The sequence below is a fragment of the Streptomyces sp. NPDC057287 genome (assembly GCF_042667905.1).
Classification (GTDB): domain Bacteria; phylum Actinomycetota; class Actinomycetes; order Streptomycetales; family Streptomycetaceae; genus Streptomyces.
Genome location: NZ_JBHUYV010000014.1, coordinates 64,179 through 90,540 on the forward strand (window position 1 = coordinate 64,179; position 26,362 = coordinate 90,540).

General features: G+C 71.5%; 25 protein-coding genes. 13 read left to right on the forward strand and 12 right to left on the reverse strand.

Going from position 1 to position 26,362, the window contains the following annotated elements; genetic code table 11:
* Window positions 1–98 precede the first annotated feature (98 nt).
* Complete coding sequence (locus ACFUNE_RS25515; protein WP_383572487.1) at window positions 99–1,217, reverse strand: SCO1860 family LAETG-anchored protein; 1,119 nt, start codon at window positions 1,215–1,217, stop codon at window positions 99–101.
* Between the two features lie 322 nt (window positions 1,218–1,539).
* Entirely contained in the window at window positions 1,540–2,640 is a 1,101-nt protein-coding gene (locus ACFUNE_RS25520) for an amidohydrolase family protein (protein WP_383572489.1), read from the reverse strand.
* Between the two features lie 102 nt (window positions 2,641–2,742).
* Here ACFUNE_RS25520 and ACFUNE_RS25525 point away from each other — a divergent pair, with 102 nt between their 5' ends.
* The 5 genes from ACFUNE_RS25525 to thpD all read left to right on the forward strand — a co-directional run bounded on the left by ACFUNE_RS25525 (window position 2,743) and on the right by thpD (window position 7,433).
* A complete protein-coding gene (locus ACFUNE_RS25525; protein WP_383572492.1) occupies window positions 2,743–3,849 on the forward strand; it encodes a pyridoxal-phosphate-dependent aminotransferase family protein in 1,107 nt (368 codons plus the stop codon).
* Window positions 3,850–4,187: 338 nt separating this feature from the next.
* Window positions 4,188–4,712 carry a diaminobutyrate acetyltransferase gene (gene ectA / locus ACFUNE_RS25530; RefSeq protein ID WP_383572495.1) on the forward strand — a complete coding sequence of 175 codons (525 nt, stop codon included), beginning with the start codon at window positions 4,188–4,190 and terminating at the stop codon, window positions 4,710–4,712.
* Between the two features lie 99 nt (window positions 4,713–4,811).
* A complete protein-coding gene (gene ectB / locus ACFUNE_RS25535; protein WP_383572497.1) occupies window positions 4,812–6,074 on the forward strand; it encodes a diaminobutyrate--2-oxoglutarate transaminase in 1,263 nt (420 codons plus the stop codon).
* A gap of 62 nt (window positions 6,075–6,136) precedes the next feature.
* Window positions 6,137–6,535 carry an ectoine synthase gene (locus tag ACFUNE_RS25540; RefSeq protein WP_099176037.1) on the forward strand — a complete coding sequence of 133 codons (399 nt, stop codon included), beginning with the start codon at window positions 6,137–6,139 and terminating at the stop codon, window positions 6,533–6,535.
* Window positions 6,536–6,539: 4 nt separating this feature from the next.
* Window positions 6,540–7,433 (forward strand): ectoine hydroxylase, encoded by an 894-nt coding sequence (gene thpD, locus ACFUNE_RS25545; protein WP_383572500.1) that lies wholly within the window; start codon window positions 6,540–6,542, stop codon window positions 7,431–7,433.
* A 62-nt stretch (window positions 7,434–7,495) separates the two neighbouring features.
* Here the strand turns inward: thpD and ACFUNE_RS25550 are convergent, their stop codons facing one another.
* Complete coding sequence (locus tag ACFUNE_RS25550) at window positions 7,496–8,575, reverse strand: zinc-binding dehydrogenase (RefSeq protein ID WP_383572503.1); 1,080 nt, start codon at window positions 8,573–8,575, stop codon at window positions 7,496–7,498.
* Between the two features lie 90 nt (window positions 8,576–8,665).
* On the opposite strand from ACFUNE_RS25550, the gene ACFUNE_RS25555 reads away from it, so the two are divergent.
* Together ACFUNE_RS25555 and ACFUNE_RS25560 are read left to right on the forward strand one after the other, a co-directional pair.
* Window positions 8,666–9,211 carry a TetR/AcrR family transcriptional regulator gene (locus ACFUNE_RS25555; RefSeq protein ID WP_383572506.1) on the forward strand — a complete coding sequence of 182 codons (546 nt, stop codon included), beginning with the start codon at window positions 8,666–8,668 and terminating at the stop codon, window positions 9,209–9,211.
* Between the two features lie 60 nt (window positions 9,212–9,271).
* The gene (locus ACFUNE_RS25560; RefSeq protein WP_383572509.1) at window positions 9,272–10,279 is read left to right on the forward strand and encodes a VOC family protein; all 1,008 of its coding nucleotides are present in this window, start codon (window positions 9,272–9,274) and stop codon (window positions 10,277–10,279) included.
* A 3-nt stretch (window positions 10,280–10,282) separates the two neighbouring features.
* Here the strand turns inward: ACFUNE_RS25560 and ACFUNE_RS25565 are convergent, their stop codons facing one another.
* Window positions 10,283–11,842, reverse strand: coding sequence for an arabinogalactan endo-beta-1,4-galactanase (locus ACFUNE_RS25565; RefSeq protein WP_383572512.1), 1,560 nt, complete (start codon window positions 11,840–11,842; stop codon window positions 10,283–10,285).
* A 49-nt stretch (window positions 11,843–11,891) separates the two neighbouring features.
* Window positions 11,892–13,937 carry a beta-galactosidase gene (locus ACFUNE_RS25570; protein ID WP_383572515.1) on the reverse strand — a complete coding sequence of 682 codons (2,046 nt, stop codon included), beginning with the start codon at window positions 13,935–13,937 and terminating at the stop codon, window positions 11,892–11,894.
* Window positions 13,938–14,126: 189 nt separating this feature from the next.
* On the opposite strand from ACFUNE_RS25570, the gene ACFUNE_RS25575 reads away from it, so the two are divergent.
* Genes ACFUNE_RS25575 through ACFUNE_RS25590 form a run of 4 tightly spaced genes read left to right on the forward strand, consistent with a single transcriptional unit; the run spans window position 14,127 to window position 18,293 of the window.
* Window positions 14,127–15,440 (forward strand): ABC transporter substrate-binding protein, encoded by a 1,314-nt coding sequence (locus ACFUNE_RS25575; RefSeq protein WP_383572518.1) that lies wholly within the window; start codon window positions 14,127–14,129, stop codon window positions 15,438–15,440.
* Window positions 15,437–16,363, forward strand: coding sequence for a carbohydrate ABC transporter permease (locus ACFUNE_RS25580; protein ID WP_383572521.1), 927 nt, complete (start codon window positions 15,437–15,439; stop codon window positions 16,361–16,363). Before ACFUNE_RS25575 ends, ACFUNE_RS25580 begins: the two co-directional genes overlap by 4 nt.
* Complete coding sequence (locus ACFUNE_RS25585) at window positions 16,360–17,217, forward strand: carbohydrate ABC transporter permease (protein WP_383572524.1); 858 nt, start codon at window positions 16,360–16,362, stop codon at window positions 17,215–17,217. Before ACFUNE_RS25580 ends, ACFUNE_RS25585 begins: the two co-directional genes overlap by 4 nt.
* Before the next feature lie 41 nt (window positions 17,218–17,258).
* Entirely contained in the window at window positions 17,259–18,293 is a 1,035-nt protein-coding gene (locus tag ACFUNE_RS25590; protein ID WP_383572527.1) for a LacI family DNA-binding transcriptional regulator, read from the forward strand.
* A 60-nt stretch (window positions 18,294–18,353) separates the two neighbouring features.
* Here ACFUNE_RS25590 and ACFUNE_RS25595 read toward each other — a convergent pair whose 3' ends face one another.
* From ACFUNE_RS25595 to ACFUNE_RS25610, 4 genes are all read right to left on the reverse strand, one after another.
* Window positions 18,354–18,878 carry a GNAT family N-acetyltransferase gene (locus tag ACFUNE_RS25595; protein ID WP_383572941.1) on the reverse strand — a complete coding sequence of 175 codons (525 nt, stop codon included), beginning with the start codon at window positions 18,876–18,878 and terminating at the stop codon, window positions 18,354–18,356.
* Window positions 18,879–18,989: 111 nt separating this feature from the next.
* Window positions 18,990–19,436 carry a MarR family transcriptional regulator gene (locus ACFUNE_RS25600; protein ID WP_383572530.1) on the reverse strand — a complete coding sequence of 149 codons (447 nt, stop codon included), beginning with the start codon at window positions 19,434–19,436 and terminating at the stop codon, window positions 18,990–18,992.
* Window positions 19,433–19,927: a MarR family winged helix-turn-helix transcriptional regulator gene (locus ACFUNE_RS25605; RefSeq protein ID WP_383572533.1), complete on the reverse strand. Its 495-nt coding sequence runs from the start codon at window positions 19,925–19,927 to the stop codon at window positions 19,433–19,435. Before ACFUNE_RS25605 ends, ACFUNE_RS25600 begins: the two co-directional genes overlap by 4 nt.
* Before the next feature lie 98 nt (window positions 19,928–20,025).
* Window positions 20,026–21,093 carry an alkene reductase gene (locus ACFUNE_RS25610; protein WP_383572536.1) on the reverse strand — a complete coding sequence of 356 codons (1,068 nt, stop codon included), beginning with the start codon at window positions 21,091–21,093 and terminating at the stop codon, window positions 20,026–20,028.
* 146 nt (window positions 21,094–21,239) lie between these two features.
* Between ACFUNE_RS25610 and ACFUNE_RS25615 the strand changes: the two genes are divergently transcribed.
* On the forward strand, window positions 21,240–21,743 hold the full coding sequence (locus ACFUNE_RS25615) for a MarR family winged helix-turn-helix transcriptional regulator (protein ID WP_383572539.1): 504 nt from the start codon (window positions 21,240–21,242) through the stop codon (window positions 21,741–21,743).
* A gap of 92 nt (window positions 21,744–21,835) precedes the next feature.
* On the opposite strand, the gene ACFUNE_RS25620 is transcribed toward ACFUNE_RS25615, so the two are convergent.
* From ACFUNE_RS25620 to ACFUNE_RS25630, 3 genes are all read right to left on the reverse strand, one after another.
* On the reverse strand, window positions 21,836–22,897 hold the full coding sequence (locus tag ACFUNE_RS25620) for an aminotransferase class V-fold PLP-dependent enzyme (protein ID WP_383572542.1): 1,062 nt from the start codon (window positions 22,895–22,897) through the stop codon (window positions 21,836–21,838).
* A gap of 70 nt (window positions 22,898–22,967) precedes the next feature.
* The gene (locus tag ACFUNE_RS25625) at window positions 22,968–23,705 is read right to left on the reverse strand and encodes a DsbA family oxidoreductase (protein WP_383572545.1); all 738 of its coding nucleotides are present in this window, start codon (window positions 23,703–23,705) and stop codon (window positions 22,968–22,970) included.
* 104 nt (window positions 23,706–23,809) lie between these two features.
* The gene (locus ACFUNE_RS25630) at window positions 23,810–24,793 is read right to left on the reverse strand and encodes a GlxA family transcriptional regulator (protein WP_383572548.1); all 984 of its coding nucleotides are present in this window, start codon (window positions 24,791–24,793) and stop codon (window positions 23,810–23,812) included.
* A 70-nt stretch (window positions 24,794–24,863) separates the two neighbouring features.
* Here ACFUNE_RS25630 and ACFUNE_RS25635 point away from each other — a divergent pair, with 70 nt between their 5' ends.
* Window positions 24,864–26,255 (forward strand): MFS transporter, encoded by a 1,392-nt coding sequence (locus tag ACFUNE_RS25635; RefSeq protein WP_383572551.1) that lies wholly within the window; start codon window positions 24,864–24,866, stop codon window positions 26,253–26,255.
* Window positions 26,256–26,362 lie beyond the last annotated feature (107 nt).

Below are 26,362 nucleotides of genomic sequence, written 5' to 3' on the forward strand. Positions count from 1 at the left end.
TCCCGGGCGGGCGTGGTGAGCGGTGCTCCGCGACACGGGCACCGCTCACCGGAAGAGCGGTGCTCCGCCGGGCGGGCACCGCTCTCCGAGGGGCGCGATCAGCCTCGGGCGCGCCTGCGGGCGACGACCGTGGCACCGGCCCCGACGGCCAGCAGCACGGCGGCGCCACCCGCGATGTACGGGGTGGACGAGCCGGCTCCGGTCTCGGCGAGGTCGCCCGTGCCGGAGGCCTGGACCGGGTCGGTGCCGGTCTGCGGCTTCACGTCCACGGGCTTCTCCTCGCCGCCGCCTCCGGAGATGCCGGCGGAACCGGAACCGTCGTCGCCGCCCGTCGATCCCCCGTCGGAGTCGCCGCCGTCACCCGTGCCCCCGTTGTCCGAACCGGCACTGCCCGAACCGCCGTTCTCGGACCCGCCGTCGTCCGAACCACCGTCGTCCGAACCGCCGCCGTGCGAGCCGCCGCCGTGCGAGCCACCGCCCCCGGAACCGCTGCCGCGACCGGGCGTCTCACAGGTGGCCTCGGCCAGCGTGACCTCGCCCTCCACCTCGGCCACGTTCAGCTTCAGCGGATTCAGCGACACACGCAGTCGCAGAGCCGTCGCGGCGGCCGTCCGCGAGGTCGTCACGGTCTTCGACAGGTCGAGCGTCACGTCACCGACGCCCGGCACCTCGACCTTCGTCGTGCCGCCCGACGTCAGCCGGATCCTCTTGCCGAGCACCGACACGTGCCCCAGCACGTTCGACTCCGCGACCGGCTTGCGCCCCTTCTCGCACACCGCCTTCGAGGTGACCTCCTGGATCTCGATCAGCGAGAGCAGCGGAAGCCCCGGCACGTGCACCCGCGCGGCGACGAGGTTCGTGTACCCCTCCGCCCTGCGGGCGTCCACCGTCGCCTTCGCCGAGGCGACGTCGGCCTTCAGCACATGGATGGGACGGCCCTTCTCGGCTCCGTCGAGCTCCACGCTGAGCGCGGTCTCCTCCGCGCTCTCCGGCGCGTGCACCTCGTTGAGCGTGGCCTTGAGCGGCACCTGGACCGACTTGTTCAGGAGCGAGATGTCGAGCCCGGCGCGGAGGACGACCGCACCGGCCTTTCCGTGGCCGCCGCCCGGGGTGGCCGGGCTCGTCGCGGTGGCTGCGTGCGCGGGGACGGCGACGAGCAGGGCGACGGGAGCGGCGGCGAACGCCAGGGCGGCGAGACGGAAGGTGTTGCTGTTCAAGATGGTGGAACCCCCACAAGAGACATGGAGCCACCCGGCGCCGTCCAATGGGGGACATCGCGGGCACCGGTGGCCTCGACTCCGTGAATCTTTACGCACAGAGAGTGAACTGGCGGATACCTTCCGCCAGTTCACTCCAAAGAGGGGTTTCCGCGTGCACATTCGAATCGACCGGCACAGGAGTTCCCCGCAATCACCCGTTTCACCGCACCCGGGACGCATCCACCGGGCACGACGGCCACACGCCGAGGTACTTCAACGAGAGCGGGGGCGCGGGGTCACCGCCGGTCAACACGGCGCCCGTTCCGGGGTCAACCGGCGATCACCCCATCACCCGCCCGTCGAGCACCACCCTCCGCGGGGACGCCAGCGCCCGTACGTCCGCCCTCGGATCCTCGTCGTAGATCACCAGGTCCGCCGGAGCCCCCTCCTCGAGCCCCGGCCGGCCGAGCCAGCGGCGCGCGCCCCAGGCCGTCGCGGAGAGCGCGTCGAGCGCCGGGATGCCGGCCTTCACCAGCTCGGCGACCTCGTCCGCGATCAGGCCGTGGGCCAGCGATCCGCCGGCGTCCGTGCCCGTGAAGACCGGGATCCCGGCGTCGTACGCCGCGCGCACGGTCTCGTAGCGGCGCTCGTGGAGCCGCCGCATGTGGGCCGACCAGCGGGGGTACCTGGCCTCGCCGGCTTCGGCGAGCCCCGGGAAGGTGGCGATGTTGACGAGCGTCGGCACGATCGCCACGCCGCGCTCCGCGAAGAGCGGGACGGTGTCCTCGGTCAGCCCCGTCGCGTGCTCGATGCAGTCGATCCCGGCCTCCACCAGATCCCGCAGCGCCGCCTCGGCGAAGCAGTGGGCGGTGACCCGGGCCCCGAGCCGGTGCGCCTCGGCGATCGCGGCCTCGACCTCGCCGCGGGGCCAGCAGGCCGTCAGGTCGCCGGCGTCCCGGTCGATCCAGTCGCCCACCAGCTTCACCCAGCCGTCGCCGCGGCGCGCTTCCCGCGCGACGTAGGCGACGAGGTCGCCGGGCTCGATCTCATGGGCGAAGCCACGAATGTAGCGGCGGGTCCTGGCGATGTGCCGCCCCGCCCTGATGATCTTCGGGAGGTCCTCACGGTCGTCCACCCAGCGGGTGTCGGAGGGCGACCCGGCGTCCCGGATGAGCAGGGTGCCGGCCGCCCGGTCGGCGAGGGCCTGCTTCTCGCTGGTCGCCGCGTCGACGGGGCCCTGGTGGCCGAGGCCGACGTGGCAGTGCGCGTCGACGAGTCCGGGCAGCGCCCATCCGGTGAGCGTCACGGCACCGTCCGCGCCCGGGGGCCTCTCGTAGGTGATCCGCCCGTCCACCGCCCAGAGCCCGTCCTCCACCTCGTCGGGTCCGACGAGCACCCGCCCCTTGATCCTCAGCACCGGCGCCACCTCGTGATCACTCATGGACAGCACTGTACGAGGCGGGCCGCCCAAGGGCCGGAGGGGTGCTGGGTACCCTCGGAGCAGGCGCTGACGCGCACCGGCCGACCCGAAGAGAGCACCACCGTGACGCACCCATTCCTCGACCTCGCCCCGCTCACCGCCGCGCGTTTCGCAGCGATCGAGCGGCGGGTGGCCGACCTCCTCGCCACCGAGCAGGACGTCGTCATCATGCAGGGCGAGGCGCTGCTGCCCCTCGAAGGCTGCATCCGGGGCGGCGCCCGGCCCGGATCGACCGCGCTGAACGTCGTCACCGGGCCGTACGGCCAGACCTTCGGCAACTGGCTGCGCGACTGCGGCGCCGAGGTGGTGGACCTCACGGTCCCCTTCCACTCCGCGGTCACCGCTGAGCAGGTCGGGCGGGCGCTCGCCGAGCACCCGGAGATCGACTTCGTGTCACTGGTGCACGCCGAGGCGGCGACCGGCAACACCAATCCGGTCGCGGAGATCGGCGAAGTGGTCCGGGCGCACGGCGCGCTGTTCATGGTGGACGCCGTCGCCTCCGTGGGTGCGGAGCCGCTGCTGGTGGACGCCTGGGGCGTGGACCTGTGCGTCATCGGGGCACAGAAGGCCATGGGCGGCCCGGCCGGGGTGTCCGCGGTGTCGGTGAGCGCGCGGGCGTGGGAGCGGATGGCCGCCAACCCGCAGGCCCCGCGCCAGTCGTACCTCTCACTGCTCGACTGGAAGGCGCGCTGGATCGACGGGGGCCGCAAGGCGCTGCCGCACGCTCCCGCGCAGCTGGAGATGCTGGCGCTCGACGCGTGCCTGGAACGGATCGAGGCGGACGGCCCGGACACCGTCATGGCGCGGCACGCGTCGGCGGCGGCGGCGACCCGGGCGGGTGCCACGGCACTCGGCGGCGGGCTGGAGCCCTACGTCCACGACGCCCGGGACGCGGCACCCGTCGCCACGACCCTGCGCACGCCCGCGGGTGTGGACGCCGCGGCGCTCGTCGGGCGGGCGCTCGCGGCCGACCCCTCGCTGCCGCTGGTCGCGGGCGGCGGGGCGCTCTCCAAGGAGATGGTCCGGGTCAATCACTACGGCGCGGACGCGACGCGGGACGCGGTGCTGTCGTCCCTGACGGCCCTGGGCGCCGCGCTGGCCGGCGCGGGCCGGGCGGCCGATGTCGATGCTGCCCGCGAAGCCGTTGAGGAAACCTGGCCGAAGAGCTGAATTAATTTCGGCCGCACCAGGAGTCAATTCCAAGGACAAAAAAAGGGGAGCTGCTTTTCCGGGAGCAGCTCCCCGCATTCTTCTTCCCGCTCTCCCACTTCCTAAACGCAGCGGTTCCAAGGCGGCGTTCCCAGGCAATCCAAACAGGTGTCACGAGAGTTACGGGGCTGTGACCGACTCCACATCGTCACCCATTTGGGCGAAAAATTCGGGACAAAAAGGTTGAAACTTGCACCCCGTAGCGGTCGGCCCGCGCCCGCGTGATAGCACAGGGGCCCCCTTCACCCAACCCCTTCTGACGATGCAATTTTGATTTTTGCTGGGTAAATTCAATTCACATGACCGCCGCACCAGCAGATTTTGCAAGTGCCCGAAGCGAATTCATCAGGATCGACGCCCCGCGAGTGGAGGACGGAGCTGCGATCTGGCGCATTGCCCGCGACTCCGAGGTCCTGGACCTCAACTCCTCGTACAGCTACCTGCTGTGGTGCCGTGACTTCGCAGCGACCTCCGTGGTCGCCCGCGACGAGAACGGCGACCCGGTCGCCTTCGTGACCGGGTACATCCGCCCCGACCGCCCCGAGACGCTCGTCGTCTGGCAGGTGGCCGTGGACCAGGCCCACCGTGGCAAGGGACTGGCGGCCACGCTGCTGGACGCGCTGACCACCCGCGTCGCCGCCGACCAGGGACTGGCATCGGTCGAGACGACCGTCACCCCGGACAACACCGCCTCCGACCGGCTGTTCACCAGCTTCGCCCAGCGGCACGACGTGCCGCTGGAGCGCGAGGTGCTCTTCGACGGGTCGCTGTTCCCCGAGGGAACGCACCTGCCGGAGGTGCTGTACCGCATCGGTCCGTTCTAGGGCCCCCCACGCCCCTCCGCGCCCCGCCCGGGCGCGGTTCCCCGGGGCATGCCTGACCCGCCGCCCGTCACACCACCCCCCTCGAGCAGGAGATTCGCTGTGACCATCACCCCGCCCGCCCTGAGTGTCTTCGAAAGCCTTGAGTCGGAGGTCCGCAGCTACTGCCGTAGCTGGCCCGCGGTGTTCGACCGTGCGCAGGGTGCCCGGCTCACGGACGAGGACGGCCACTCGTACCTGGACTTCTTCGCCGGTGCCGGATCCCTCAACTACGGCCACAACAACCCGGTGCTGAAACGCGCGCTGATCGACTACATCGAGCGCGACGGCATCACCCACGGCCTGGACATGGCCACGACGGCCAAGCGGGCGTTCCTCGAGACCTTCGAGAACGTGATCCTGCGCCCCCGCGACCTGCCCTACAAGGTGATGTTCCCCGGCCCGACGGGCACCAACGCCGTCGAGTCGGCGCTGAAGCTCGCCCGCAAGGTCAAGGGCCGCGAGTCCGTCGTCTCGTTCACCAACGCCTTCCACGGCATGTCGCTCGGTTCGCTCGCCGTGACCGGCAACGCCTTCAAGCGCGCCGGCGCCGGCATCCCGCTGGTGCACGGCACCCCGATGCCGTTCGACAACTACTTCGACGGCCAGGTGCCCGACTTCCTCTGGTTCGAGCGGCTCCTGGAGGACCAGGGCTCCGGGCTGAACAAGCCCGCCGCCGTGATCGTGGAGACCGTGCAGGGTGAGGGCGGCATCAACGTCGCCCGCGCCGAGTGGCTCCGCGCGCTCCAGGACCTGTGCCACCGCCAGGACATGCTCCTGATCGTCGACGACATCCAGATGGGCTGCGGCCGTACCGGCGGCTTCTTCTCCTTCGAGGAGGCCGGCATCGTCCCGGACATCGTGACGCTGTCCAAGTCCATCAGCGGCTACGGTCTGCCGATGTCGCTCTGCCTCTTCAAGGGCGAGCTGGACATCTGGGAGCCGGGCGAGCACAACGGCACCTTCCGCGGCAACAACCCGGCCTTCGTGACCGCCGCCGCCACGCTGGACGCCTACTGGGCGGACGGCCAGATGGAGAAGCAGACCCTGGCCCGCGGCGAGCAGGTCGAGCAGACGCTGCTGGCGATCTGCGGCGAGGACGACACCGCGCAGTTCCGCGGCCGCGGCCTGGTCTGGGGCCTGGAGTTCACCGACCCCGCGCGGGCGTCCGCCGTCTGCAAGCGTGCCTTCGAGCTGGGGCTGCTGCTGGAGACCTCCGGCCCGCAGTCCGAGGTCGTGAAGCTGCTCCCGCCGCTGACCGTCACCCCCGAAGAGCTGGACGAGGGCCTGCGCACGCTGGCCCGTTCCGTCCGCGAGACCGCCTGAGCGGGGCACTCCCCCGCGCAGGCACAACTGAGCAGGACAGAAGAGAAAGGCACCATCCCACCGTGATCGTCCGATCTTTCAGTGACATCGAGAACACCGACCGGCACATCAAGTCCGCTTCAGGTACCTGGGAGAGCAAGCGCATCGTGCTCGCCAAGGAGAAGGTGGGCTTCTCGCTCCACGAGACCGTGCTGTACGCGGGCACGGAGACGTCGATGTGGTACGCGAACCACATCGAGGCCGTTCTGTGCACCGAGGGCGAGGCCGAGCTCACCAACGACGAGACCGGCGAGAAGCACTGGATCTCCCCCGGCACGATGTACCTGTTGAACGGGCACGAGCACCACACGCTGCGGCCCAAGACCGACTTCCGCTGCGTGTGCGTCTTCAATCCCCCTGTCACCGGACGGGAGGACCATGACGAGAACGGTGTATACCCGCTGCTGACAGAGGAGGGCTGAGCCCATGACCACCGATGTACGCGCCGATCTGTACCCCTCGCGCGGCGCCGCCGAGATGACCACTCCCCGCCAGGACCCGGTCATCTGGTCCGCGCCGGGCGCGCCGGGGCCTGTGACCGCCAAGGATCTCCAGGGCTTCGAGGAGAACGGCTTCCTCACCGTCGACCAGATCGTCACCCCCGGCGAACTGGCCGTCTACCAGGCGGAGCTGGAGCGCCTCATCTCGGACCCCGGCGTTCGCGCCGACGAGCGCTCGATCATCGAGCCGCAGTCGCAGAGCGTGCGGTCCGTGTTCGAGGTGCACAAGCTCAGCGAGGTCTTCGCCAAGCTCGTCAGCGACGAGCGCGTGGTGGGCCGGGCCCGCCAGATCCTCGGATCCGACGTGTACGTCCACCAGTCAAGGATCAACGTCAAGCCGGGCTTCGGTGCCTCGGGCTTCTACTGGCACTCGGACTTCGAGACCTGGCACGCCGAGGACGGTCTGCCGAACATGCGGACCGTGTCCGTCTCGATCGCGCTGACCGAGAACTACGACACCAACGGCGGGCTGATGATCATGCCCGGCTCGCACAAGTCGTTCGTCGGCTGCGCGGGCGAGACGCCGAAGGACAACTACAAGCGCTCCCTGCAGATGCAGGACGCCGGCATCCCGTCGGACGAAGTACTGACGAAGCTGGCCGACCGGCACGGCATCAAGCTCTTCACGGGCAAGGCCGGTGCGGCGACCTGGTTCGACTGCAACGCGATGCACGGGTCGGGGGACAACATCACCCCCTACGCGCGCAGCAACGTCTTCATCGTGTTCAACAGCGTGGACAACACGGCGCAGGAGCCCTTCGCGGCTCCGATCCGCCGGCCCGAGTTCATCGGGGCGCGTGACTTCACGCCGGTGAAGTAGCGGCGTAAGGAAGGGGCGGGACGCGTGACGCGTCCCGCCCCTTTCCGCGTTCTCCGCGCGGGTCAGCTCCCCGCGCCGGACGCGCTCCTCTCCCGGGGACGCAGGACGATCTTCCCCACGTGGAGCCGGCGGGCGAGTTCCTCCTGCGCCCGGGCGGCCTGATCCAGCGGGAACGCCGCGGCGACGACGGGCTGGATCTCCGCCCGGCGGGCCAGGTCCATCAGGAGGCCGAAGTGCGCGGGGGTGTGCATCGCGGAGCCGATCACCTGCGCGTTGTGCAGGTAGAGACGGCGCACGTCGAAGGTCACGCCGTAGCCGCCGAGCGCGCCTGCGACGACCCACCGGCCCCCTTCGCGCAGTGACGGCAGGCCCTCGGCCACCAGGTCCCCCGCGACGACGTCGAGTGCGACGTCGATGCCCTCCGGGGCGGCGTCGCGGATCTGCCCGGCGATGTCGCGTGCACGGTCGAGGATGTCGTGCGCGCCCGCCTCGCGGACCGCGTCGATCTTGGATCCGCTGCTGATGGCGAGCACTCTGGCCCCGCGGGCCCGGGCGATCTGGATCAGCGCGATGCCGACGCCGCCGGACGCCCCCGAGACCAGGACGGTCTCCCCCGCCTTCAGCCGGCCCCGCTCGATCATGCCCAGCGCCGTGCCGTAGGCGGTCGGCAGCGTCGCGAGCTGGTCGTCCGTGAGCGGGGACTCCGTCACGTCGTGCACACGCTCCGAGGGCGCGGTCACGTACTCGGCGTAACCGCCGTCGCGTTCGCTCCCCATCAGGCCCACCGGGTTCGCGTCCGGCCCCTCGGCGTCGTAGATCGCCGGGTCGACGACGACCCGGCGACCGACGAGGCCCTCGTCCGCGCCGGAGCCGGCCGCCACGACCCGTCCGGCCACGTCGGCGCCCTGGATGCGCGGGAAGTCCAGCGGGCCCCGCCAGCCCGACAGCGCCTCCGGGTCTCCGGGCCGGCCGTAGGCGCCTTCCCGGGTCCACAGGTCGGTGTTGTTCAGAGCCACCGCACTCACCCGGACCAGCACCTCTCCCGCCTTCGGGGCGGGCACGGGCACCTCCGCCGTCTCCAGGACCTCCGGCCCTCCGTGCTCCGCGATCCGCACCGCGCGCATCACCTCGGGCACACCCATCGCTCGACCTCCTCGTAGGTATACTGATCTGTGAACACTCTCCACGGTACACCGATCGGTGAAGGACCTCTCATGCAGGAAGCCCGGCCCATGACGCCGGCAGGCCGGCGCATCGTGGCGGCCGCCGAGGAGCTGTTCTACGACCGCGGGATCACGGCGGTGGGTGTCGACCTGATCGCCGAGCACTCAGGCGTTACCAAGCGGACCCTGTACAACAGGTTCGGTTCCAAGGACCACCTCGTGGCGGCCTACCTCGTGGAGCGTGACCGGCGCTGGCGGTCGCTGGTCCGCGCCGCGGTCGACGCCTGCGACGACCCCGTCGAGGCCGTCACCGCGCCCTTCGACGCGCTGCGGACCTGGAGCGGGGCCAACACCCGCGGATGCGCGTTCACCAACGCCCTGGCCGAGCTCCCGGACCGCGCGCATCCCGCGTACGCCATCGCCGCGGGCCAGAAGCTCTGGCTGCGGAACCTGTTCGAGGAACTCGCCACCGGGGCAGGCCGTGCACGCCCCGCCACCCTCGCCACCCAGCTCCTCGTGCTGCACGAGGGCGCTCTCGCCACACAGCCGCTCCCGCTGGACACCCTTGCGGACACCACCGCCCTGGCGCGAGCCGTGGTGCGCGCCGCAGGCTGAGCCCTGCCCGGCCGTTCAACCCGCTGGACCTGAAGCCCGATCAGCGGCGACAGTGTCGCCATGACTTCGCTCGTACAGCACATCACCATCGACTGCGCCGACGCCTACAAGCTCGCCGGCTTCTGGGCAGAGGTGCTCAGCTCCCCCCTGTCCGACGACGACGAGCCCGGTGATCCCGAGGCGCTCGTGGAGGCGCCGGGGGCCGCGCTGCTCTTCGTCACGGTGCCGGAGTCCAAGAGCACCAAGAACCGGATACACCTGGACGTCCGGCCGGAGGACCGCACCCGTGACGAGGAGGTCGAACGGCTGCTGGCCCTCGGCGCCACCCTGGTCGCCGACCGCCGCAAGCCGGACGGGCGGGGCTGGGCGACGCTCGCCGACCCCGAGGGCAACGAGTTCTGCGTGGAGTGCGGTGCGCGCGAACGGGCCGCGCTGACCGGCGCCCGGCTGCCCGTCACCGCCGACGACGTCACGCTGGCGGTCCGGCTGGCGGTCGACACCCTCGCGCAGTCCCCCGCCCAGGACTGGCGGGTGCCTGCCGGAGGGCTGACGTGGGACTGCTGGGAGACCGTCGAGCACCTCAGCGACGACCTCTTCGCGTACGCCGTCCAGCTGGGCGGGCGCAGGCCCCCGCAGGACCGCGAGGTGCCGTACCGGTACGGGTCCGACCGCGAGGGCGGCCCCGGAAACTCGATCTTCGCGAACCCGGAGGCGGGGACGTCCGGGCTGCTCCAGACGCTGGAGGCGAGCGGCGCCCTCCTGACCGCGATGGTGCGGACGACCCCTTCGGACGTGCGCGCCCACCACGTGTTCGGGCTCTCCGACCCGGAGGGCTTCGCCGCGATGGGCATCGTGGAGACCCTCGTGCACGCCTACGACGTGGCCTCGGGGCTGTCCCTCGCCTGGGCCCCGCCCCGGGACCTCTGCGACCGGGTGCTGGCCCGGCTCTTCCCCGACGCCCCGGACGACGAGGACCGGTGGACCGTGCTGCTCTGGTCCACCGGCCGCGCCGATCTGCCGGGCCGCGACCGTGTCACCTCGTGGAGGTGGCACGGGGCGCCGCTGTAGCGGCTACCGGTGCGAGAACCAGGCGGCCGCCGGCAGCAGTCTGCCGTTGTGGTCGAACACCGCCTGGTTCTCCCACGCGTTGCCCGACGCCGGGTCGGCCGGGTCCCAGCCGCTGCCGGTGACGGCCGTCCAGGCCGGCTCCCAGTACACGGCGCCGAGGCCCCTGCCGTTCGGGACCGCCTCGACGACGTTCATGACGTCCCGGAGATTCGCCGCCTGGCCGGCCGGGGTGGCCGGGTAGCCGCTGACCAGCTGGCTCGCGGTGGCGACGTTGTTCTCCAGGCCGTCGTCGTTCGCGAGGGTGTGGGCGTAGGCGGTCTCGGCGACCATCACCGGCTTCCCGTAGCGGGAGGCGGCGTCGTCGAGGTTGGTCTGGAGCTCCGACAGCGAGCCGTGCCAGTAGCCGTAGTACGAGAGGGCGATGACGTCGAACGGCACCTTCTGTGCCACGGCGTTGTCGAACCACCAGCGGGTGCCCGCGTTGTCACCGCCCTCGGCGAGGTGCAGCGCCACCTTCGTACCGGAGGACACCGCCTTGGCGGCGTTGGCCCCTGAGGTGATCAGGCCCGCCAGCTGGGACCAGTTGCCGGTGGAGCCCTCGGGCCAGAGCATCCCGCCGTTGATCTCGTTGCCGATCTGGACCATGTCCGCCGTGGTGCCCTGGGCCTTGAGCGCGTTCAGCACGTCGTAGGTGTGGTTGTAGACGTCCGTGCGGAGCTGGGTGTAGCTGTGGCCCGCCCAGGCCGCGGGCTTGTTCTGCTTGCCGGGGTCGGCCCACGCGTCGGAGTAGTGGAAGTCGACGAGGGTCTTCATGCCGAGGGCCTTGGCCCGCTTGGCCATGGCCAGGACGCGGGTCTTGCTGTTGTAGCCGTCGGCGGGGTTCACCCACACCTTCAGGCGCACGTAGTTCATCCCGGAGCCCTTGAGGATGCTCATCGCGTCCCCGGCCACGCCGCTCGCGTTGCTGTACGCGGCGCCGTGCGCTTCGTTCTTCGGGAGGGTGGAGAGGTCGCCGCCACGGACGCTCAGCCCGGTGGATCCGGGAGTGAAGGTGATGTCGTCGAAGTTCGCCCACTCCCCCGCGTGCGCGTCGGAGTTGAGGCTGATCGTGCAGGCGCCGCCGGTCACCCTGACCGAGGTGACGAGCCGGATCCACGCGCCGTCCGCAGTCGGGGGCAGGTCGGTGCGCTGCTCGGCGGAGCCGCAGTTGCGCAGGGCGATGTATGCGGAGTTCTGGCCGCCGCCGGAGCGCACCCAGGCGCTGAGGGTGTACGTGCCGTCGGTGAGGCCGCTCAAGTGCTGGTAGGTCTCGACCTTGTACGCCGAGGCCGACCAGTGGCTGAGCCGGGTGCTGCCGCCGTGGCCGCCCGACTCGGTGAAGGAGGCGGTGTTCTGGCCCCCGGCCGAGTACGTCGACCAGCCGGTGGCCCCCGACTCGAAGCCCGTGTCGGCGGGGGTGGTGGCCGCGTGGGCGGCCTGCGCGGGGAGGGCGGCGAACACGAGGCCGGAGAGTGCGGCCACCGCCCCGGCCGCCTTCACGCGGGTGTGCGTCGTTCCGTACATCGTCGATGTCCCTTCGACAGTTGTGCGGGATTCCCTGTGGGTGTGCGCCTCAGCCGTCGAGCCGTACGACGCGGACCGCGCCCGCCGGAACGGCGAGCTTGTCCACGGCGGGCTCGCCGGTGAGGAGTTCGGTGCCGGGGCTGTCCAGTGCCACTCCGGCGTCTCCATCGGTGTGGTTGATGACGAAGAGGTAGCTGCCGGTCTCCCCGGTGCGGCGTACGACCTCGACGTCGTGCGGGAGGCCGGTGCGGGGGGCGATGCCCGCGTCCGCGGCGGCGCGGTCCAGGACGGCGTCCAGGCCGGCGCCGGAGAGCCGGGTGGAGATGTACCAGGCGGTGCCCTCGCCGAGCCGGTTGCGGGTGACGGCGGACCGCCCGGCCGGAATGCCGTCGGCGTACGACCAGACGGTCTCGGCGCCGCGCGGGACCACCACGTCCGACCAGACGTCACCGGTCAGCTCGGGGCCTTCGGGGGCGCCCTCGGGGGTGGTCAGGCGGACGGTGCCGCCCTCGCCGAGCGGGGCGAACTCCTCGACCGTCAGGCCGAGTACGTCCCTCAGGGCGCCGGGGTAGGCACCGGGGTGCACGGCGTCGTCGGTGTCGACGATTCCGGAGAAGTACGAGACGACGAGGGTGCCGCCCTCCTCGACGTACCGGCGCAGGTTGCGGCCGGTCTCCTCGGTCGCCAGGTAGAGGGCGGGGACGACGACCAGAGGGTAGCCGGAGAGGTCGGCGTCGGGGTGGGCGAAGTCGACGGTGAGGTGGCGGTCCCAGAGCGAGGCGTAGAAGGTGTCGGCGCGCTCGCGGGCGTCGTGCTCCTCGCTCGGGCGCCACTCCAGGCGCTGTGCCCACCAGGACTCCCAGTCCCAGACCATCGCCACGTCCGGAACGGTCCGGGTGGACCGGATGCCCTCCAGCAGACCGAGGCCGGCGCCGAGCGCGCTCACCTCGCGCCAGATCCGGGAGTCGGTGCCGGCGTGCGGGACCATCGCCGAGTGGAACTTCTCGGCGCCGCGCCGGGACTGCCGCCACTGGAAGAACATCGCACCCTCCGATCCCCGGGCGACGTGGGCGAGGCTGTTGCGGGCCATCTCACCGGGGCGCTTGGCGGGGTTGCGGGGCTGCCAGTTGACGCCGCTGGTGGAGTGCTCCAGCAGCAGCCAGGGGGCGCCGCCCGCGACCGAGCGGGTGAGGTCGGCGGCCATGGCGAGGTTGACGTGGGTGCGGCGGCCGTCGGTGATCAGGTAGTGGTCGTTGGTGACGAGGTCGACCTCGCGGCCCCAGGCCCAGTAGTCGACGGACTCGCACTGGCTGAGGGCCGTCATGAAGTTGGTGGTGACGGGGACGCCGGGGGCGAGGCGGTGCAGGATGTCGCGTTCGGCGGTGAAGTTCTCCCGCATGGTGGCGTCCGCGAAGCGGGCGTAGTCCAGCTGCTGGGCGGGGTTGCCGACGGTCGGGGTGGTCCGGGGCGGGTCGATGTCGTCGAGGCCGCGGTAGCGCTGGCCCCAGAAGGCGGTGCCCCAGGCCTCGTTGACCGCGTCGACCGAGCCGTGCCGGGCGGTGAGCCAGCGGCGGAAGTGGGCGCCGCAGTTGTCGCAGTAGCAGGCGCTGACCGGGACTCCGTACTCGTTGTGGACGTGCCACATCGCGAGGGCGGGATGGCTCCCGTAGCGGCGGGCGAGCTGCTCGGTGATGTTCGCCGCCGCCGCGCGGTAGGGGGCCGAGCTGTGGCAGATGGCGCCGCGTGCTCCGAAGGCGTACCGGACCCCGTCCCTGCTGAGGGGCAGGGCCTCGGGGTGGGCGCGGTAGAACCAGGCGGGCGGGGCGACGGTGGGGGTGCCGAGGTCGGCGCGGACGCCGTTGACGTGCAGCAGGTCCAGGAGGCGGTCGAGCCAGCCGAAGTCGTAGGTGCCCGGCTCCGGTTCCAGCAGCGCCCAGGAGAAGATCCCGACGCTGACCATGGTCACGCCCGCTTCCCGCATCAGGCGCACGTCCTCGTGCCAGACCTCTTCGGGCCACTGCTCGGGGTTGTAGTCGCCGCCGAACGCCAGCTTGTGCAGGCCGACCGGATACGGAGCGGATTCTGAGTGCGGCATGGACAGCTCCTGGCTCTTTGGGACAACTTCTGGGAACGTGCACACACACTCTCGGCGGCGCAGGGCCAACATAACCGCACAGCAACAACCATTGACAAGTGTCGGATTGGTTTCTCTACTGTGAACGCTCACAGCGCCTCTCTCGGCCACCTCGCCGATGCGCTCGCCGGTCTCGTCAGGGGAGAAACCATGAAATACCGCACCGTCGCGGTGACCACCGCCGCCGCTCTCGCCGCCACCGCCCTGCTCTCCGGGTGCGGCTCGGACGACGGCGAGGACGAGCCGGCCTCCTCCGGGCCCGCGTCGCTCACCTACTGGGCCTGGGCGCCCGGCCTGGACAAGGTCGCGGATATCTGGAACAAGGGGCCGGGCAAGGAGGCCGGCATCACCGTCACGGTCAAGAAGCAGGCGTCGGGCGACGACCTGGTCACCAAGATCATCACGGCGGCGAAGGCCCACAAGGCCCCCGACCTGGTCCAGGCCGAGTACCAGGCGCTCCCCACCCTCGTCTCCAACGACGTCCTCGCCGACATATCCGAGGAGGCGGGAGACGCGAAGGGCGACTTCGCCGACGGGATCTGGCAGCAGGCCACGCTCGGTTCGGACGCCCTGTACGCGCTGCCGCAGGACTCCGGCCCGCTGATGTTCTACTACCGCCAGGACCTCTTCGAGCAGTACGGCCTGAAGGTGCCCACCACCTGGGACGAGTTCGCCGGGACCGCCCGCGCGCTGAAGAAGAAGGCGCCGGACAAGGACCTGACCACCTTCTCGTCCAACGACTCGGGTCTCTTCGCCGGCCTCGCCCAGCAGGCGGGCGCGCAGTGGTGGACCACGGGCGGCGACAAGTGGAAGGTCGCGATCGACGACCCGGCCACGCAGAAGGTCGCGGACTTCTGGGGCGGCCTGGTGAAGGAGGGCGTCATCGACAACCAGCCGATGTACACCCCCGCCTGGAACAAGGCCCTCAACACCGGCAAGCAGGTCGCCTGGGTCAGTGCAGTCTGGGCCCCCGGGACCCTGACCACCGCCGCGCCCGACACGAAGGGCAAGTGGGCGATGGCCCCGCTCCCCCAGTGGAACGCGGGTGAGAACGTCACCGGCAGCTGGGGCGGCTCCTCCACGGCCGTCACCAACGACTCCAAGAACAAGAAGGCCGCCGCGACCTTCGCGAAGTGGCTGAACACGGACCCGGCGGCGCTCGCCGCGCTGGTGAAGGAGAGCGGCATCTACCCCGCCGCGACCGCCGCCCAGACCGGTGGCGCGCTCTCCGAGGCTCCGGACTACTTCTCCGACCAGCCGGCCTTCTACACCGAGGCCGCCAAGATCGCCCGGGGCACCGCCCCCGCGGCCTGGGGCCCGAACGTCAACGTCGCGTACAGCGCCTTCAAGGACAACTTCGCCGCGGCCGCCAAGAACAGGTCGGACTTCGGTACCGCGCTGACCGCCATGCAGGACGCCACCGTCGCGGACCTGAAGAAGCAGGGCTTCGGAGTCTCCGAGTGACACGCGCACCCCGCGGGAAGGCGTACGGGGCAAGGAGCGCCCCGTACGTCTTCCTGGTCCCCGCCGCCCTCCTGTTCCTGCTCTTCTTCGCCCTGCCCATCGGCTACGCCGTGTACCTCAGCTTCCGCAGGACCGAGGTCAGAGGGCTCGGCCTCGGCAAGGGCGCCCGGGAGGAGATCTGGGCCGGCCCGGCCAACTACACCGACGCGCTCTCCGACTCGGAGCTGCTCCAGGGAGCGCTGCGCATCCTCGGCTACGGCGCGATCGTCGTCCCGGTGATGCTCGGTCTCGCCCTGCTCTTCGCCCTGCTCCTGGACACCGACCGGCTCCGGGTCCGTGGTTTCACCCGGCTGGCGATCTTCCTGCCGTACGCGATCCCCGGAGTCATCGCCGCGCTGATGTGGGGCTTCCTGTACCTGCCGGACGTCAGCCCCTTCCTCTACCTGCTCGACGCGACGGGGCTTCCCCGGCCCGACCTGCTGGACGGGGGGCCGCTCTACCTGTCGCTGGCGAACATCGCGGTGTGGGGCGGCACCGGCTTCAACATGATCGTGATCTACACGTCGCTGCGGGCGATACCCGCCGAGATCTTCGAGGCCGCACGGCTGGACGGCTGCTCGCAGTTCCAGATCGCGCTGCGGATCAAGATCCCGATGGTGGCGCCCTCCCTGATCCTGACCTTCTTCTTCTCGATCATCGCGACGCTCCAGGTCTTCAGCGAGCCCACCACCCTGAAGCCGCTGACGAACTCCCTCTCCACCACCTGGAGTCCGCTGATGAAGGTCTACCAGGACGCCTTCGTCAACAACGACATCCACGCGGCGGCCGCCCAGGCGGTCATCATCGCCCTGGCCACCCTCGCCCTGTCCTTCGGCTTCCTCAAGGCGGCCAACTCCCGTACGAAGCAGGGAGACTCCCGATGAGCACCCAGCCCCCCGCCGCCGGCCGCCGGCGCTTCCCGCTCGTCCCGACCGCCGCGCTGCTGCTCGGCGCCCTGTACTGCCTGCTGCCCGTGGCCTGGGTCCTGGTCGCCTCGACGAAGTCCGGCAGCGAGCTGTTCTCCACCTTCACCTTCCTGCCGGGCTCCGGATTCACCGACAACGTCGCCGACCTCACGGAGTACCGCGACGGGGTCTACTGGAAGTGGATGGCCAACTCGGCCTTCTACGCGGGGGTCGGCGCCCTGCTGTCCACCGCTGTGTCGGCCGTCTCGGGGTACGCGCTGGCCGTCTACCGCTTCCGCGGGAAGGAGACGGTCTTCAACATCCTGCTCGCCGGGGTGCTGATGCCCCCGGTGATCCTCGCCGTGCCGCAGTACCTGCTGCTGGCCGAGGCGGACATGACCGACTCCTACCTCTCGGTGCTGCTGCCGCTGATCCTGTCCCCGTACGGCGTCTACCTCGCCCGGATCTACGCGGCGGCCGCCGTGCCGGCCGATGTGATCGAGGCCGGGCGGATGGACGGTGGCGGCGAGTGGCGGATCTTCCGGACCATCGCGCTGCCGATGATGCTGCCGGGGCTGGTGACGGTCTTCCTGTTCCAGTTCGTGGCGGTCTGGAACAACTTCCTGCTGCCCTACATCATGCTCGGCGACGACGAGAAGTTCCCGGTCACCCTGGGGCTCTACACGCTGCTGCAGCAGGGTGCGACCACTCCGGCGCTCTACACGCTGGTCATCACCGGCGCCCTGCTGGCGATCATCCCGCTGATCGCCCTGTTCCTGGTGATCCAGCGGTTCTGGAGCCTCGACCTGCTCTCCGGCGCCGTAAAGTCCTGACAGCTCCTCAACAGGGCACCTCTTCATGAAAGATCAGCACCATGAGCCGCACAGAACAGAACGGCACGGGACGCCCCCGGCCGCCGACGATCCACGACGTCGCCCGGGAGGCCGGCGTCTCCCGGGGCACCGTCTCCCGGGTGCTCAACGGCGGTCACAACGTCAGCCCGGCCGCGTCCGAAGCGGTTCAGTCCGCCATCCGCCGGACCGGCTACACCGTGAACCGGCACGCCCGCTCCCTGATCACCGGACGCTCCGACTCGGTGGCGTTCCTGCTGACCGAACCGCAGGAGCGCTTCTTCGAGGACCCGAACTTCAACGTGCTGCTGCGCGGCTGCACCACCGCGCTCGCCGCGCACGACATCCCGCTGCTGCTGATGATCGCGGGCACGGAGGCGGAGCGCCGCCGCAACATGCGCTACATCGCCGGGCACGTCGACGGGGTGCTGCTGGTCTCCAGCCACTCCGGCGACCCGGTCGCCGCCCAGCTGCACGAGGCCGGCGTACCACTGGTGGCCTGCGGGAAGCCGCTCGGGCAGGGGTCGCGGGTCAGCTACGTGGCGGCGGACGACCGCAACGGGGCCCGCGACATGGTGCGCTTCCTGCACGAGTCGGGGCGCCGCAGGATCGCCACGGTCACCGGGCCGCTCGACACCCCGGGCGGTGTGGACCGGCTGGCGGGCTACCGCGAGACGCTCACCGAGTGCGGGCTGCCCGTCGACGAGTCCCTGATCGTGCCGGGCGACTACAGCCGGGCCGGCGGTGAGGCCGCGGCCTCGCTGCTGCTGGAACGGGCGCCCGATGTGGACGCGGTCTTCGTCGCGTCGGACCTGATGGCGCAGGGGGTGCTGAGCACGCTGGAGCGTGCGGGGCGCCGCGTGCCGCAGGACATCGCGGTCGGCGGGTTCGACGACTCCCCCGCCGCGCTCGCGGCGCGTCCCGAGCTGACGACGGTCCGCCAGCCGTGGGACCGGATCAGCGCCGAGATGGTGCGGGTGCTGCTGGCGCAGATCGGCGGGGAGGACCCGGCCGCGGTCATACTCCCCACGGAGCTGGTGCGCCGCGAGTCCGCGTAGGGCCCGGGGGCCGACGCAGGGCCCGGGGGTCCCTGCGGGGCAGGGCGGGAGGGCCGGGTCTCAGCCGACCCGGCGGGCCAGCACCTGTCCGGGCCAGGTACCGGAGAGGAAGGGGTCCGTGGGGGCGAATCCGTTGCGCTCGTAGAACGCGACCAGTTCCCCTCCGCCGCCCGCCCAGCAGTCGACCCGCAGCAGGTCGACTCCGGCCCGCCGGGCCTCGTCCGCGGCGTGGGCCAGCAGGGCCGCGCCGATGCCCCGGCCTGCGTGCTTCCGGTCGGAGACCAGCATGCGTACGTACCGCTCCGGTTCCCCGGCCGCCGCGATCGGCATCTGCGGGCTGGGCCCGTGGTCGAGCACCATCGCCCCCACGGGCGTGCCGTCGAGCTCGGCGACGTACGGCGCGTTCTCGGTGGTGTAGCGCTCGACGCGCGCGACGCCGCCGGACGTCTGCGAATACGGGACCGTGCCCCACTGTTCGGTGTTGCCGCGGGCGTTCATCCATGCCACCGCGGAGTCGAGCATGCCCAGGATGGCCGGTGCGTCGGCCGGACCACCCGGCCTGATCCGTATGCCGTGCGTCGTCATGTCGTTCACAGCCGGAGTTTCCCACGGGCGCCACCGCGCGTGCCGCCGGAGATCTCCGGTCCCGCGGCCGGACGTCCTTCGGCCGGTCACCGCCGAAGGACGTCCGGGCCGTCAGGCCGACAGTGCCGCGAGCTCCGCTTCGGCGCGCCTGGTGACCAGGGCGAGGACGCGGCCGGCCGCGGCCAGGTCCTCGGCCGGGATCCCGCCCCAGATGCGGGCGGAGGCAGGGGCCGTCTCCGCGGCGACGACGGCGAGCAGCTCGCGCCCCGCGTCCGAGGGGCGGAGGTGCGCCCCGTCCTCGACGAGCAGCCCCTTGGCCAGGAGTTCGTCGAGGGTGACGCGGATGTCGGCGGGAGCGGCCTTGAGGGTGCCCCGGACCTGGGTGACGAGGTCGTCCGGCGTCGGCGCGACCTCCGCCGTGACGGCCGCCCGCAGGGTGATCTGCTGCAGGAACGTGGCGCCGTGCCGGGTCAGGACGTGCTCCAGGACGCCGCGGGCGGCGTAGTGGGCCAGGCCGAGGGTGCGGGCGTCGGCGGGTGTGGATGCGGTGGCGGTCATGGTGTCGTCCCCTGAGTGGTCTCGTCGGTCGGTGCGGACGGAGCGAGAGGTACGTCGAGCAGGGTCGTCAGCTCGTCGGTGAACACGAGCGCCCGCGGGCTGTCGAGGCCGCCGAGCGGCTCCAGCAGCTGCTGGAGGAGCTGCTGGACCACGCCGATGGCCTGCTCCGTGACGACCTGGCCCTGCTCGGTGAGGGCGAGCTGCACGGCACGCGGGTCGCGCGGATCGCGGGTGCGCTCGACCAGGCCGGCCGTCTCCAGGGCGCGCGCGAGCTTCGAGACGTACAGCGCCTCCAGGCCGGTGTGGTCGGCGAGCCGGCGCTGGCTGGGCCGCTCTCCGGTGCGCCGCATGCCGTACAGCGACGCGACCAGGGCGTACTGCGCGTGGGTGAGGCCCAGCGGGGCCAGCGCGCGGTCGACGGCGACGCGCCACTTGTTGGCGAGCCGCCACACCAGGTTGCCGGGTGTGGGCCCCGGCGCACTCTTGCTCATGACAAATAGAGTACATAGACATTATGTCCATGACTACTGTTTTCCGGACCCTGTCCGCCCCGGGCACCCCGGGGCGGACACACGGCCCGCGGGCGGCCTCAGGCCGTCAGCGCCGGGTAGTCGGTGTACCCCTTCGCGTCCCCGCCGAAGAAGGTGGACGGGTCGGGAGTGTTGAACGGCCCTCCGGCCTTCAGCCGGGCCGGCAGGTCCGGGTTGGCGAGGAACAGCGCGCCGTAGGCGATGATGTCGGCGATCCCGTCGTCGATCACCGTGTGGTGCTCCGGGCCGGTCGGCCCGTCCGAGAACACGTTGATGACCAGGGTCCCGGTGAACCGCTTGCGCAGGGCGAGCGTCAGCTCCCGGGTGTCGGCCTGCTCCAGCACGTGCAGGTAGGCCAGCCCGAGCGGTTCCAGCTCCGTGACGAGCGCGGTGTAGACCGCGTCGGGCTCGGGCTCCTCGATGCCGTTGTACGGGTTCCCGGGCGAGATCCGCAGCGCGGTGCGCTCGGCGCCGATCTCTGCGACGACCGCCTTGACCACCTCGACCGCGAAGCGGATGCGGGCCTGGTCGGAGCCGCCCCACTCGTCGGTGCGCAGGTTGGTGTTGGGCGCCAGGAACTGCTGGATCAGGTAGCCGTTGGCACCGTGCAGTTCGACGCCGTCGAAGCCTGCCTCCACCGCGTTGCGGGAGGCGGCGGCGAAGTCACGGACGGTCTCGCGGATCTCGGCGTCGGTCAGCTCGTGCGGCTCCACGAAGTCCTTCGGCCCCACGTGGGTGTAGACCTGGCCGGGGGCCGCGACCGGAGAGGGCGCCACCGGGGTCAGCCCGTCCGGCAGCAGGACGGGGTGGCCGATCCGGCCCGCGTGCATGATCTGGGCGAAGATCCGGCCGCCGGCCGCGTGCACGGCGTCGGTGACCTTGCGCCAGGAGGTGACCTGCTCGGCGCTGTGCAGACCCGGGGTGGACGGGTATCCCTGGCCCACCACGGACGGCTGGATGCCCTCGGTGATGAGCAGCCCGGCCGAGGCGCGCTGGGTGTAGTACTCGACGGTGAGATCGGTGGCCGTACCTCCCGCACCGGCCCGGCTGCGGGTCATCGGAGCGAGGGCTATGCGGTTGGAGAGCTGCGCGCCGGCGAGATCTATGGGGTCGAACACGGTGGTCATGAGAGCCTCCGGGGCTTTATATGGTCGGCCAAGTAATCGACTGCCGGGCCACTGTAACCTATTAATTGGCCGACCAAGGTAAAGTTCACGAGCACGTCATGAACGCGGCCCCGCACCGGGCGGCGGCACAGCCCCGAGGAGCCACGATGAACGCCGACACCAGCGCCCACGCCGACCCCGCCTGCGCCGGGGGGCTGCCGAGCGCGGCCCTCGGCGGCCCGGTCAGCCATGCCGTCTCGCGGGTCGCCAGACTGCACCGGTACACGGCGGGCCGGCTGCTGAAGAGGCTGGGGCTCTATCCGGGGCAGGAGTTCCTGCTGATGCACCTGTGGGACACCGGAGGGGTACGCCAGGCCGAGCTGATCAAGGCCATGGACCTCGACCCGTCCACCGTCACCAAGATGCTCCAGCGGCTCGAACAGTCCGGCCACGTGCGCCGCCGCCCCGACCCGGACGACCGCCGGGCCGTGCTGGTCGAGGCAACGGAGAAGAGCCGCGCCCTGCATGCCGAGGTGCGCGACGCCTGGTCGGGCCTGGAGGAGCACACCCTCGCCGGGCTGGGACCGGCGGAGCGCGCGGAGCTGACCCGGCTGCTCGCCAAGGTGGAGGAGAACCTGTGCCGGGAGGCCGGGGACTGCTCCGCTCCGTGACCCGGGGCGGGGGCCACTGCGCGCTGCGCCCCAGGACCACCGCGCGCTGCGCGGGGCCGAAGACCCCTACGCGCCGCACCCCGGGGCCGGGCTCAGCCGGACAGCACGTCCAGGGCGCGGTCCACGTCGGCCCCGGTGTTGTACAGGTGGAAGGCCGCCCGGAGATTGCCCGCGCGGGCGGAGACCATCACCCCGGCCGCGGCCAGGTCGGGCTCCCGGCCGCCCAGGCCGGGTACGGCGACGATCGCGGAGGTTCCGGGCACCGCCTCGTGGCCGATCGACGCCAGGCCCGTCCGGAAGCGTGCCGCGAGTCCGGTGGCATGGGCGTGCACGGCGTCCACCCCGACCCCGGCCAGCAGGTCCAGGGACTGCTCGGCCCCGTGGTAGGCGAGGAACGCGACCGGCTCGTCGAAACGGCGGGCGTCCGCGGCGAGCCTCTCGACCGGCCCGTACGTGCTGTTCCAGCGGTCCTCGGCCGCGACCCAGCCCGCGTAGAGCGACGGCAGGGTCTTCTGCGCCTCCTCGGTCACCGTGAGGAACGACGAACCCCGGGGGCACATCAGGAACTTGTACCCGCCGGTGACCGTGTAGTCGTAGGCACCGGCGTCCAGCGGCAGCCATCCGGCCGACTGGCTGGCGTCGAGCATCGTCCGGGCCCCGTGCGCGGCCGCGGCCGCGCGGACCGCGTCCACGTCGGCGACCCGGCCGTCGGCCGACTGGACCGCCGAGAAGGCGACGAGCGCGGTCCCGGGCCGCACGGCGTCGGCCAGTTCGGCCAGCGGGACGTAGCGCATCCTGAGATCACCGCGCACAGCGAAAGGGCTGACCACGGAGCTGAACTCCCCCGTGGGCGCCAGGACTTCGGCGCCCGACGGGAGGGATGCCGCGACGATACCGACATGGGCGGCGACGGAGCCCCCCACGGCCACCCGGGCCGGCCCGACACCGGCGATCCGGGCGAAGCCGGCGCGGGCGGCGTCCACCGAGTCGAAGCTGCCCACACCGCCCCGAATGCCCACAGCACTGTCACCGGCCAGCTTCTGTACGGCCTCGACGGCGCGACGGGGCAGCAGTCCGCAGGTCGAGGTGTTGAGATAGGTGGTTTCGGATGCGAACTCGGTGGCCGTGACCTGGTCGATCGCAGAAGTCTCCATGCGGGCCAGCCTGACGGCCGCTCAACTCCACGTCAATCACGCGGATCCGAGCGGCGCGGCCAAGGCATCCTTATACGCGCTGGTCGGACACTTCCTGCTGCGGCACTTCGCAGGACCCGTCGGTGTCGCACGCCGCGGCCTCCCCGCCGACCTGGGTCAGCCCGGTGACCTGCCGGTCCTTCCACGCCTGCTCCAACGCCTGCACGAAGACCTCCGCGGGCTGTCCGCCGGAGATGCCGTAGCGCCGGTCGAGCACGAAGAACGGCACGGCGTTGGAGCCCAGCTCGGCGGCCTCGCGCTCATCGGCCCGCACGTCGTCGGCGTACGCGTCGGGGTCGGCCAGCACCGCACGCGCCTCGTCGGCGTCGAGTCCCGCCTCGACGGCCAGGTCGGCCAGTACCGCGTCGTCGAAGACCGAGCGCTCCTCGGCGAAGTTCGCCCGGTAGACGCGGGCCAGCAGCTCGTCCTGGCGTCCGCGGGCCTTGGCGAGGTGGAGCAGCCGGTGGATGTCGAAGGTGTTGCCGTGATCGCGCCCCTCGGTGCGGTAGCCAAGCCCTTCGGCCTGCGCGTTCGCCGCGACGTTCGCCTCCATGCCCCTGGCCTCCTCGGGGGTGCGCCCGTACTTCTGCGCCAGCATGTCGACGACCTGCTCGGTGTCGCCCTTGGCCCGGCCCGGGTCGAGCTCGAAGGAGCGGTGGACGACCTCGATCTCGTCGCGGTGGGCGAACGCGGCAAGCCCCTTCTCGAAGCGGGCCTTTCCGACATAGCACCACGGGCAGGCGATGTCGCTCCATATCTCGACGCGCATGACTCTTCTACTCTCCAGCTCTGCCGTTCCCGGTGCGGAGGGAGCCTCCGCCGCCGATTCAACACAGGGTCCGACCTGGTGATTCCCGGAGGGCCCCACAGACCTCAGACCTGTGCTCGCGGGAGGGAGGGTGCGGCCGCCACCCTGCTGAAGGAGGTGCGGTAGGCGCTCGGGGTCACCCCGAGGCGGCGCTGGATGTGCTGGCGCATCGAGTCCGCCGAACCGAGGCCACTGGCGCGGGCGACCTGGTCCATGGAGAGGACCGTGGTCTCCAGAAGCTCGCGTGCGCGCTCGATGCGCTGGTGGAGGAGCCACTGGAGCGGGCTGAGGCCCGTCTCGGCGTGGAAGCGGCGCGAGAGCGTCCGGATCGACACCCCGGCGTTCCTCGCCAGGTCGGTGAGCGTCAGCGGCTCGTCGAGGTGCTGCGCCGCCCAGGCCCGGGTGACGGCGAAGGAGACGCCCCGCTCGGGCGGCAGCGGAGTGTCGGTGAACTGGGTCTGCCCGCCCGGGCGCACGGGGGCGACCAGAGCCAGCCGCGCCACGTGGTTCGCGACGGCGGCTCCGTGGTCGCCGCGGATGACGTGGAGGCAGAGGTCGATCCCTGCCGCGTATCCCGACGACGTCAGGACGGGGCCGTCCTGGACGAAGAGGACGTCCTTCTGCAGGTCGATCGCGGGGTAGCGGTCGCCGAGCTCTCCCGTGTACCTCCAGTAGGTCGTGGCGGCACGGCCGTCGAGCAGTCCCGCTTCGGCGAGGGCGAAGGCGCCGGTGCAGATGGACGCGATGCGCTTGCCTTCGGCCGCCGCCTCACGCAGGGCGGCGAGGATGCGGGGATCGGTCTCCTCCCGCGATCCCGCACCGGCGACGATCACGGTGTCGGCACCCTTGATCACGTCCAGCCCGCCCGAGACGTGTACGTCGAGTCCGTTGCTGGTGCGGACCGGGCCCGGGTCCGCGGTGCAGAACTCCGTCACGTACCCGGGTCGTCCGTCGATCAGGACCTTGCCGAACAGCATGTCCGGGATGGCGAGATTGAACATGGACACGGGCGGAGTCGCGACGACGGCGACGCGGTGCGCGGACGGCATGGCCAGAACCTCCGGGGGTATGGCATTCAGGCCACTACTCTAGATGCTGCGCGGTCGCCAGGCTGGGGTCATGGCAACAGAAGAAGCAGTTCCCGCCCCTGTTCTCACCCCGGCCCCCGAGCCGCCTGCCCGTCGGCGCACCACGGAGCCGGCTTCCTCCCCCGCCCTCATGCTCGCCGCGTCGATGCTCGGCTTCGCACTGATCCTGCTGGACGCCTCCGTGGTGAACGTGGCGCTCCCCTCGATGGGTTCGTCCCTCGGCGCCGGGATGTCGGGACTGCAGTGGGTGGTCGACGCCTACACCGTGACCTTCGCCGCGCTACTGCTGTCGACCGGCGCGTTCTCCGACCGGATCGGCGCGAGCCGGGCGTACGTCATCGGGATCTCCCTGTTCGTCCTGGCCTCCGTGGCCTGCGCCCTGGCTCCGGGCCTCACCACCCTGATCGCGTTCCGCGTGGCGCAGGGGGCCGCCGCCGCCGTCGTGCTGCCGACCACCCTCGCCCTGGTGCGCCAGGCCTACGCCGACCCCGCACGACGCCGGCGCGCCGTGTCGTTCTGGGCGGCGGGCGGCACGACGGCATCGGCGCTGGGCCCGGTCGTGGGCGGGGCCCTGACCACCGCCTGGGACTGGCGGGCCGTCTTCCTCATCAATGTGCCGCTGGGCCTGCTCGCCCTGGGCCTCGCCTTCCGCGCCTCCCCTTCGGAGCGCCGCGCCGCACCGCTCGACCTGGCCGGCCAGGTGACCGCCGTACTCGCCCTCGCCGGACTGGCGTTCGCGGTGATCGAGGAGGGGAAGCCCGCCCTCCTGGCGCTCGGCGTGGCAGTGGTGGCACTGGCCGCGTTCGTCCGGATCGAGTCGCGGCATCCGCATCCTGTGGTCCCGCTCAGCCTCTTCGGCAACCGGGCCGTCGCGGTCGCGGTGGGGGCCGGTTCGGCGATCAGCGTCGCCTTCTACGGCATGCTCTTCGTCTTCAGCCTCTTCTTCCAGCAGGTGCGCGAACAGTCCGCGCTCACCGCGGGCCTGATGTTCCTGCCGATGACCGCCACGGTGGTGGCGGTGAACGTGCTGTCGGGCCGGCTGGCGAACCGCTACGGGCCGAGACGGCCGATGCTGGCGGGCCAGGTGATCTCCGTGGGCGGCCTGCTGCTCCTCCTGTTCGTGGGCACCGACACGCCCCTGATGCTGACGGCGGTCATGCTGGTACCGCTGTCCGCGGGCGCGGGCCTGGCGCTTCCGCCTCTGACCGCGCTCATGATGGACACGGTGCCGGCCGATCGCGCGGGAGTCGCCGCGGGCGTGCTCAACGCCGCCCGTCAGGTGTCCGGCGGCCTGGGAGTGGCGGCCTTCGGCGCGCTGGTCGCGGACGGCTTCGAGGCCGGGCTCCGGTTGAGCCTGGTGATCAGCGCGGGCCTGCTGGCCGTGACCGCGCTGGCGACGGCCCGTCCCGTGAAGCGCGATTAGGCCGGATTCCGACCTGATCGATCCCTGGCCTCTCCTCATGACACCAGAGACCGAAGGCATCCTGCACTCTCTGCGCGAGGCGCGGAAACTCCTCCTCATCACCGTGC

What these genes read in the sequence shown, in the direction of transcription:
- ACFUNE_RS25520 (WP_383572489.1), bottom strand. Translation starts at nt 2,640, where the DNA reads ATGAGTGATCACGAGGTGGCGCCGGTGCTGAGGATCAAGGGGCGGGTG.
- ectA (WP_383572495.1), top strand. Translation starts at nt 4,188, where the DNA reads ATGACCGCCGCACCAGCAGATTTTGCAAGTGCCCGAAGCGAATTCATC.
- thpD (WP_383572500.1), top strand. Translation starts at nt 6,540, where the DNA reads ATGACCACCGATGTACGCGCCGATCTGTACCCCTCGCGCGGCGCCGCC.
- ACFUNE_RS25550 (WP_383572503.1), bottom strand. Translation starts at nt 8,575, where the DNA reads ATGGGTGTGCCCGAGGTGATGCGCGCGGTGCGGATCGCGGAGCACGGA.
- ACFUNE_RS25555 (WP_383572506.1), top strand. Translation starts at nt 8,666, where the DNA reads ATGACGCCGGCAGGCCGGCGCATCGTGGCGGCCGCCGAGGAGCTGTTC.
- ACFUNE_RS25560 (WP_383572509.1), top strand. Translation starts at nt 9,272, where the DNA reads ATGACTTCGCTCGTACAGCACATCACCATCGACTGCGCCGACGCCTAC.
- ACFUNE_RS25565 (WP_383572512.1), bottom strand. Translation starts at nt 11,842, where the DNA reads ATGTACGGAACGACGCACACCCGCGTGAAGGCGGCCGGGGCGGTGGCC.
- ACFUNE_RS25570 (WP_383572515.1), bottom strand. Translation starts at nt 13,937, where the DNA reads ATGCCGCACTCAGAATCCGCTCCGTATCCGGTCGGCCTGCACAAGCTG.
- ACFUNE_RS25575 (WP_383572518.1), top strand. Translation starts at nt 14,127, where the DNA reads ATGAAATACCGCACCGTCGCGGTGACCACCGCCGCCGCTCTCGCCGCC.
- ACFUNE_RS25585 (WP_383572524.1), top strand. Translation starts at nt 16,360, where the DNA reads ATGAGCACCCAGCCCCCCGCCGCCGGCCGCCGGCGCTTCCCGCTCGTC.
- ACFUNE_RS25590 (WP_383572527.1), top strand. Translation starts at nt 17,259, where the DNA reads ATGAGCCGCACAGAACAGAACGGCACGGGACGCCCCCGGCCGCCGACG.
- ACFUNE_RS25595 (WP_383572941.1), bottom strand. Translation starts at nt 18,878, where the DNA reads ATGACGACGCACGGCATACGGATCAGGCCGGGTGGTCCGGCCGACGCA.
- ACFUNE_RS25600 (WP_383572530.1), bottom strand. Translation starts at nt 19,436, where the DNA reads ATGACCGCCACCGCATCCACACCCGCCGACGCCCGCACCCTCGGCCTG.
- ACFUNE_RS25605 (WP_383572533.1), bottom strand. Translation starts at nt 19,927, where the DNA reads ATGAGCAAGAGTGCGCCGGGGCCCACACCCGGCAACCTGGTGTGGCGG.
- ACFUNE_RS25610 (WP_383572536.1), bottom strand. Translation starts at nt 21,093, where the DNA reads ATGACCACCGTGTTCGACCCCATAGATCTCGCCGGCGCGCAGCTCTCC.
- ACFUNE_RS25615 (WP_383572539.1), top strand. Translation starts at nt 21,240, where the DNA reads ATGAACGCCGACACCAGCGCCCACGCCGACCCCGCCTGCGCCGGGGGG.
- ACFUNE_RS25620 (WP_383572542.1), bottom strand. Translation starts at nt 22,897, where the DNA reads ATGGAGACTTCTGCGATCGACCAGGTCACGGCCACCGAGTTCGCATCC.
- ACFUNE_RS25625 (WP_383572545.1), bottom strand. Translation starts at nt 23,705, where the DNA reads ATGCGCGTCGAGATATGGAGCGACATCGCCTGCCCGTGGTGCTATGTC.
- ACFUNE_RS25630 (WP_383572548.1), bottom strand. Translation starts at nt 24,793, where the DNA reads ATGCCGTCCGCGCACCGCGTCGCCGTCGTCGCGACTCCGCCCGTGTCC.
- ACFUNE_RS25635 (WP_383572551.1), top strand. Translation starts at nt 24,864, where the DNA reads ATGGCAACAGAAGAAGCAGTTCCCGCCCCTGTTCTCACCCCGGCCCCC.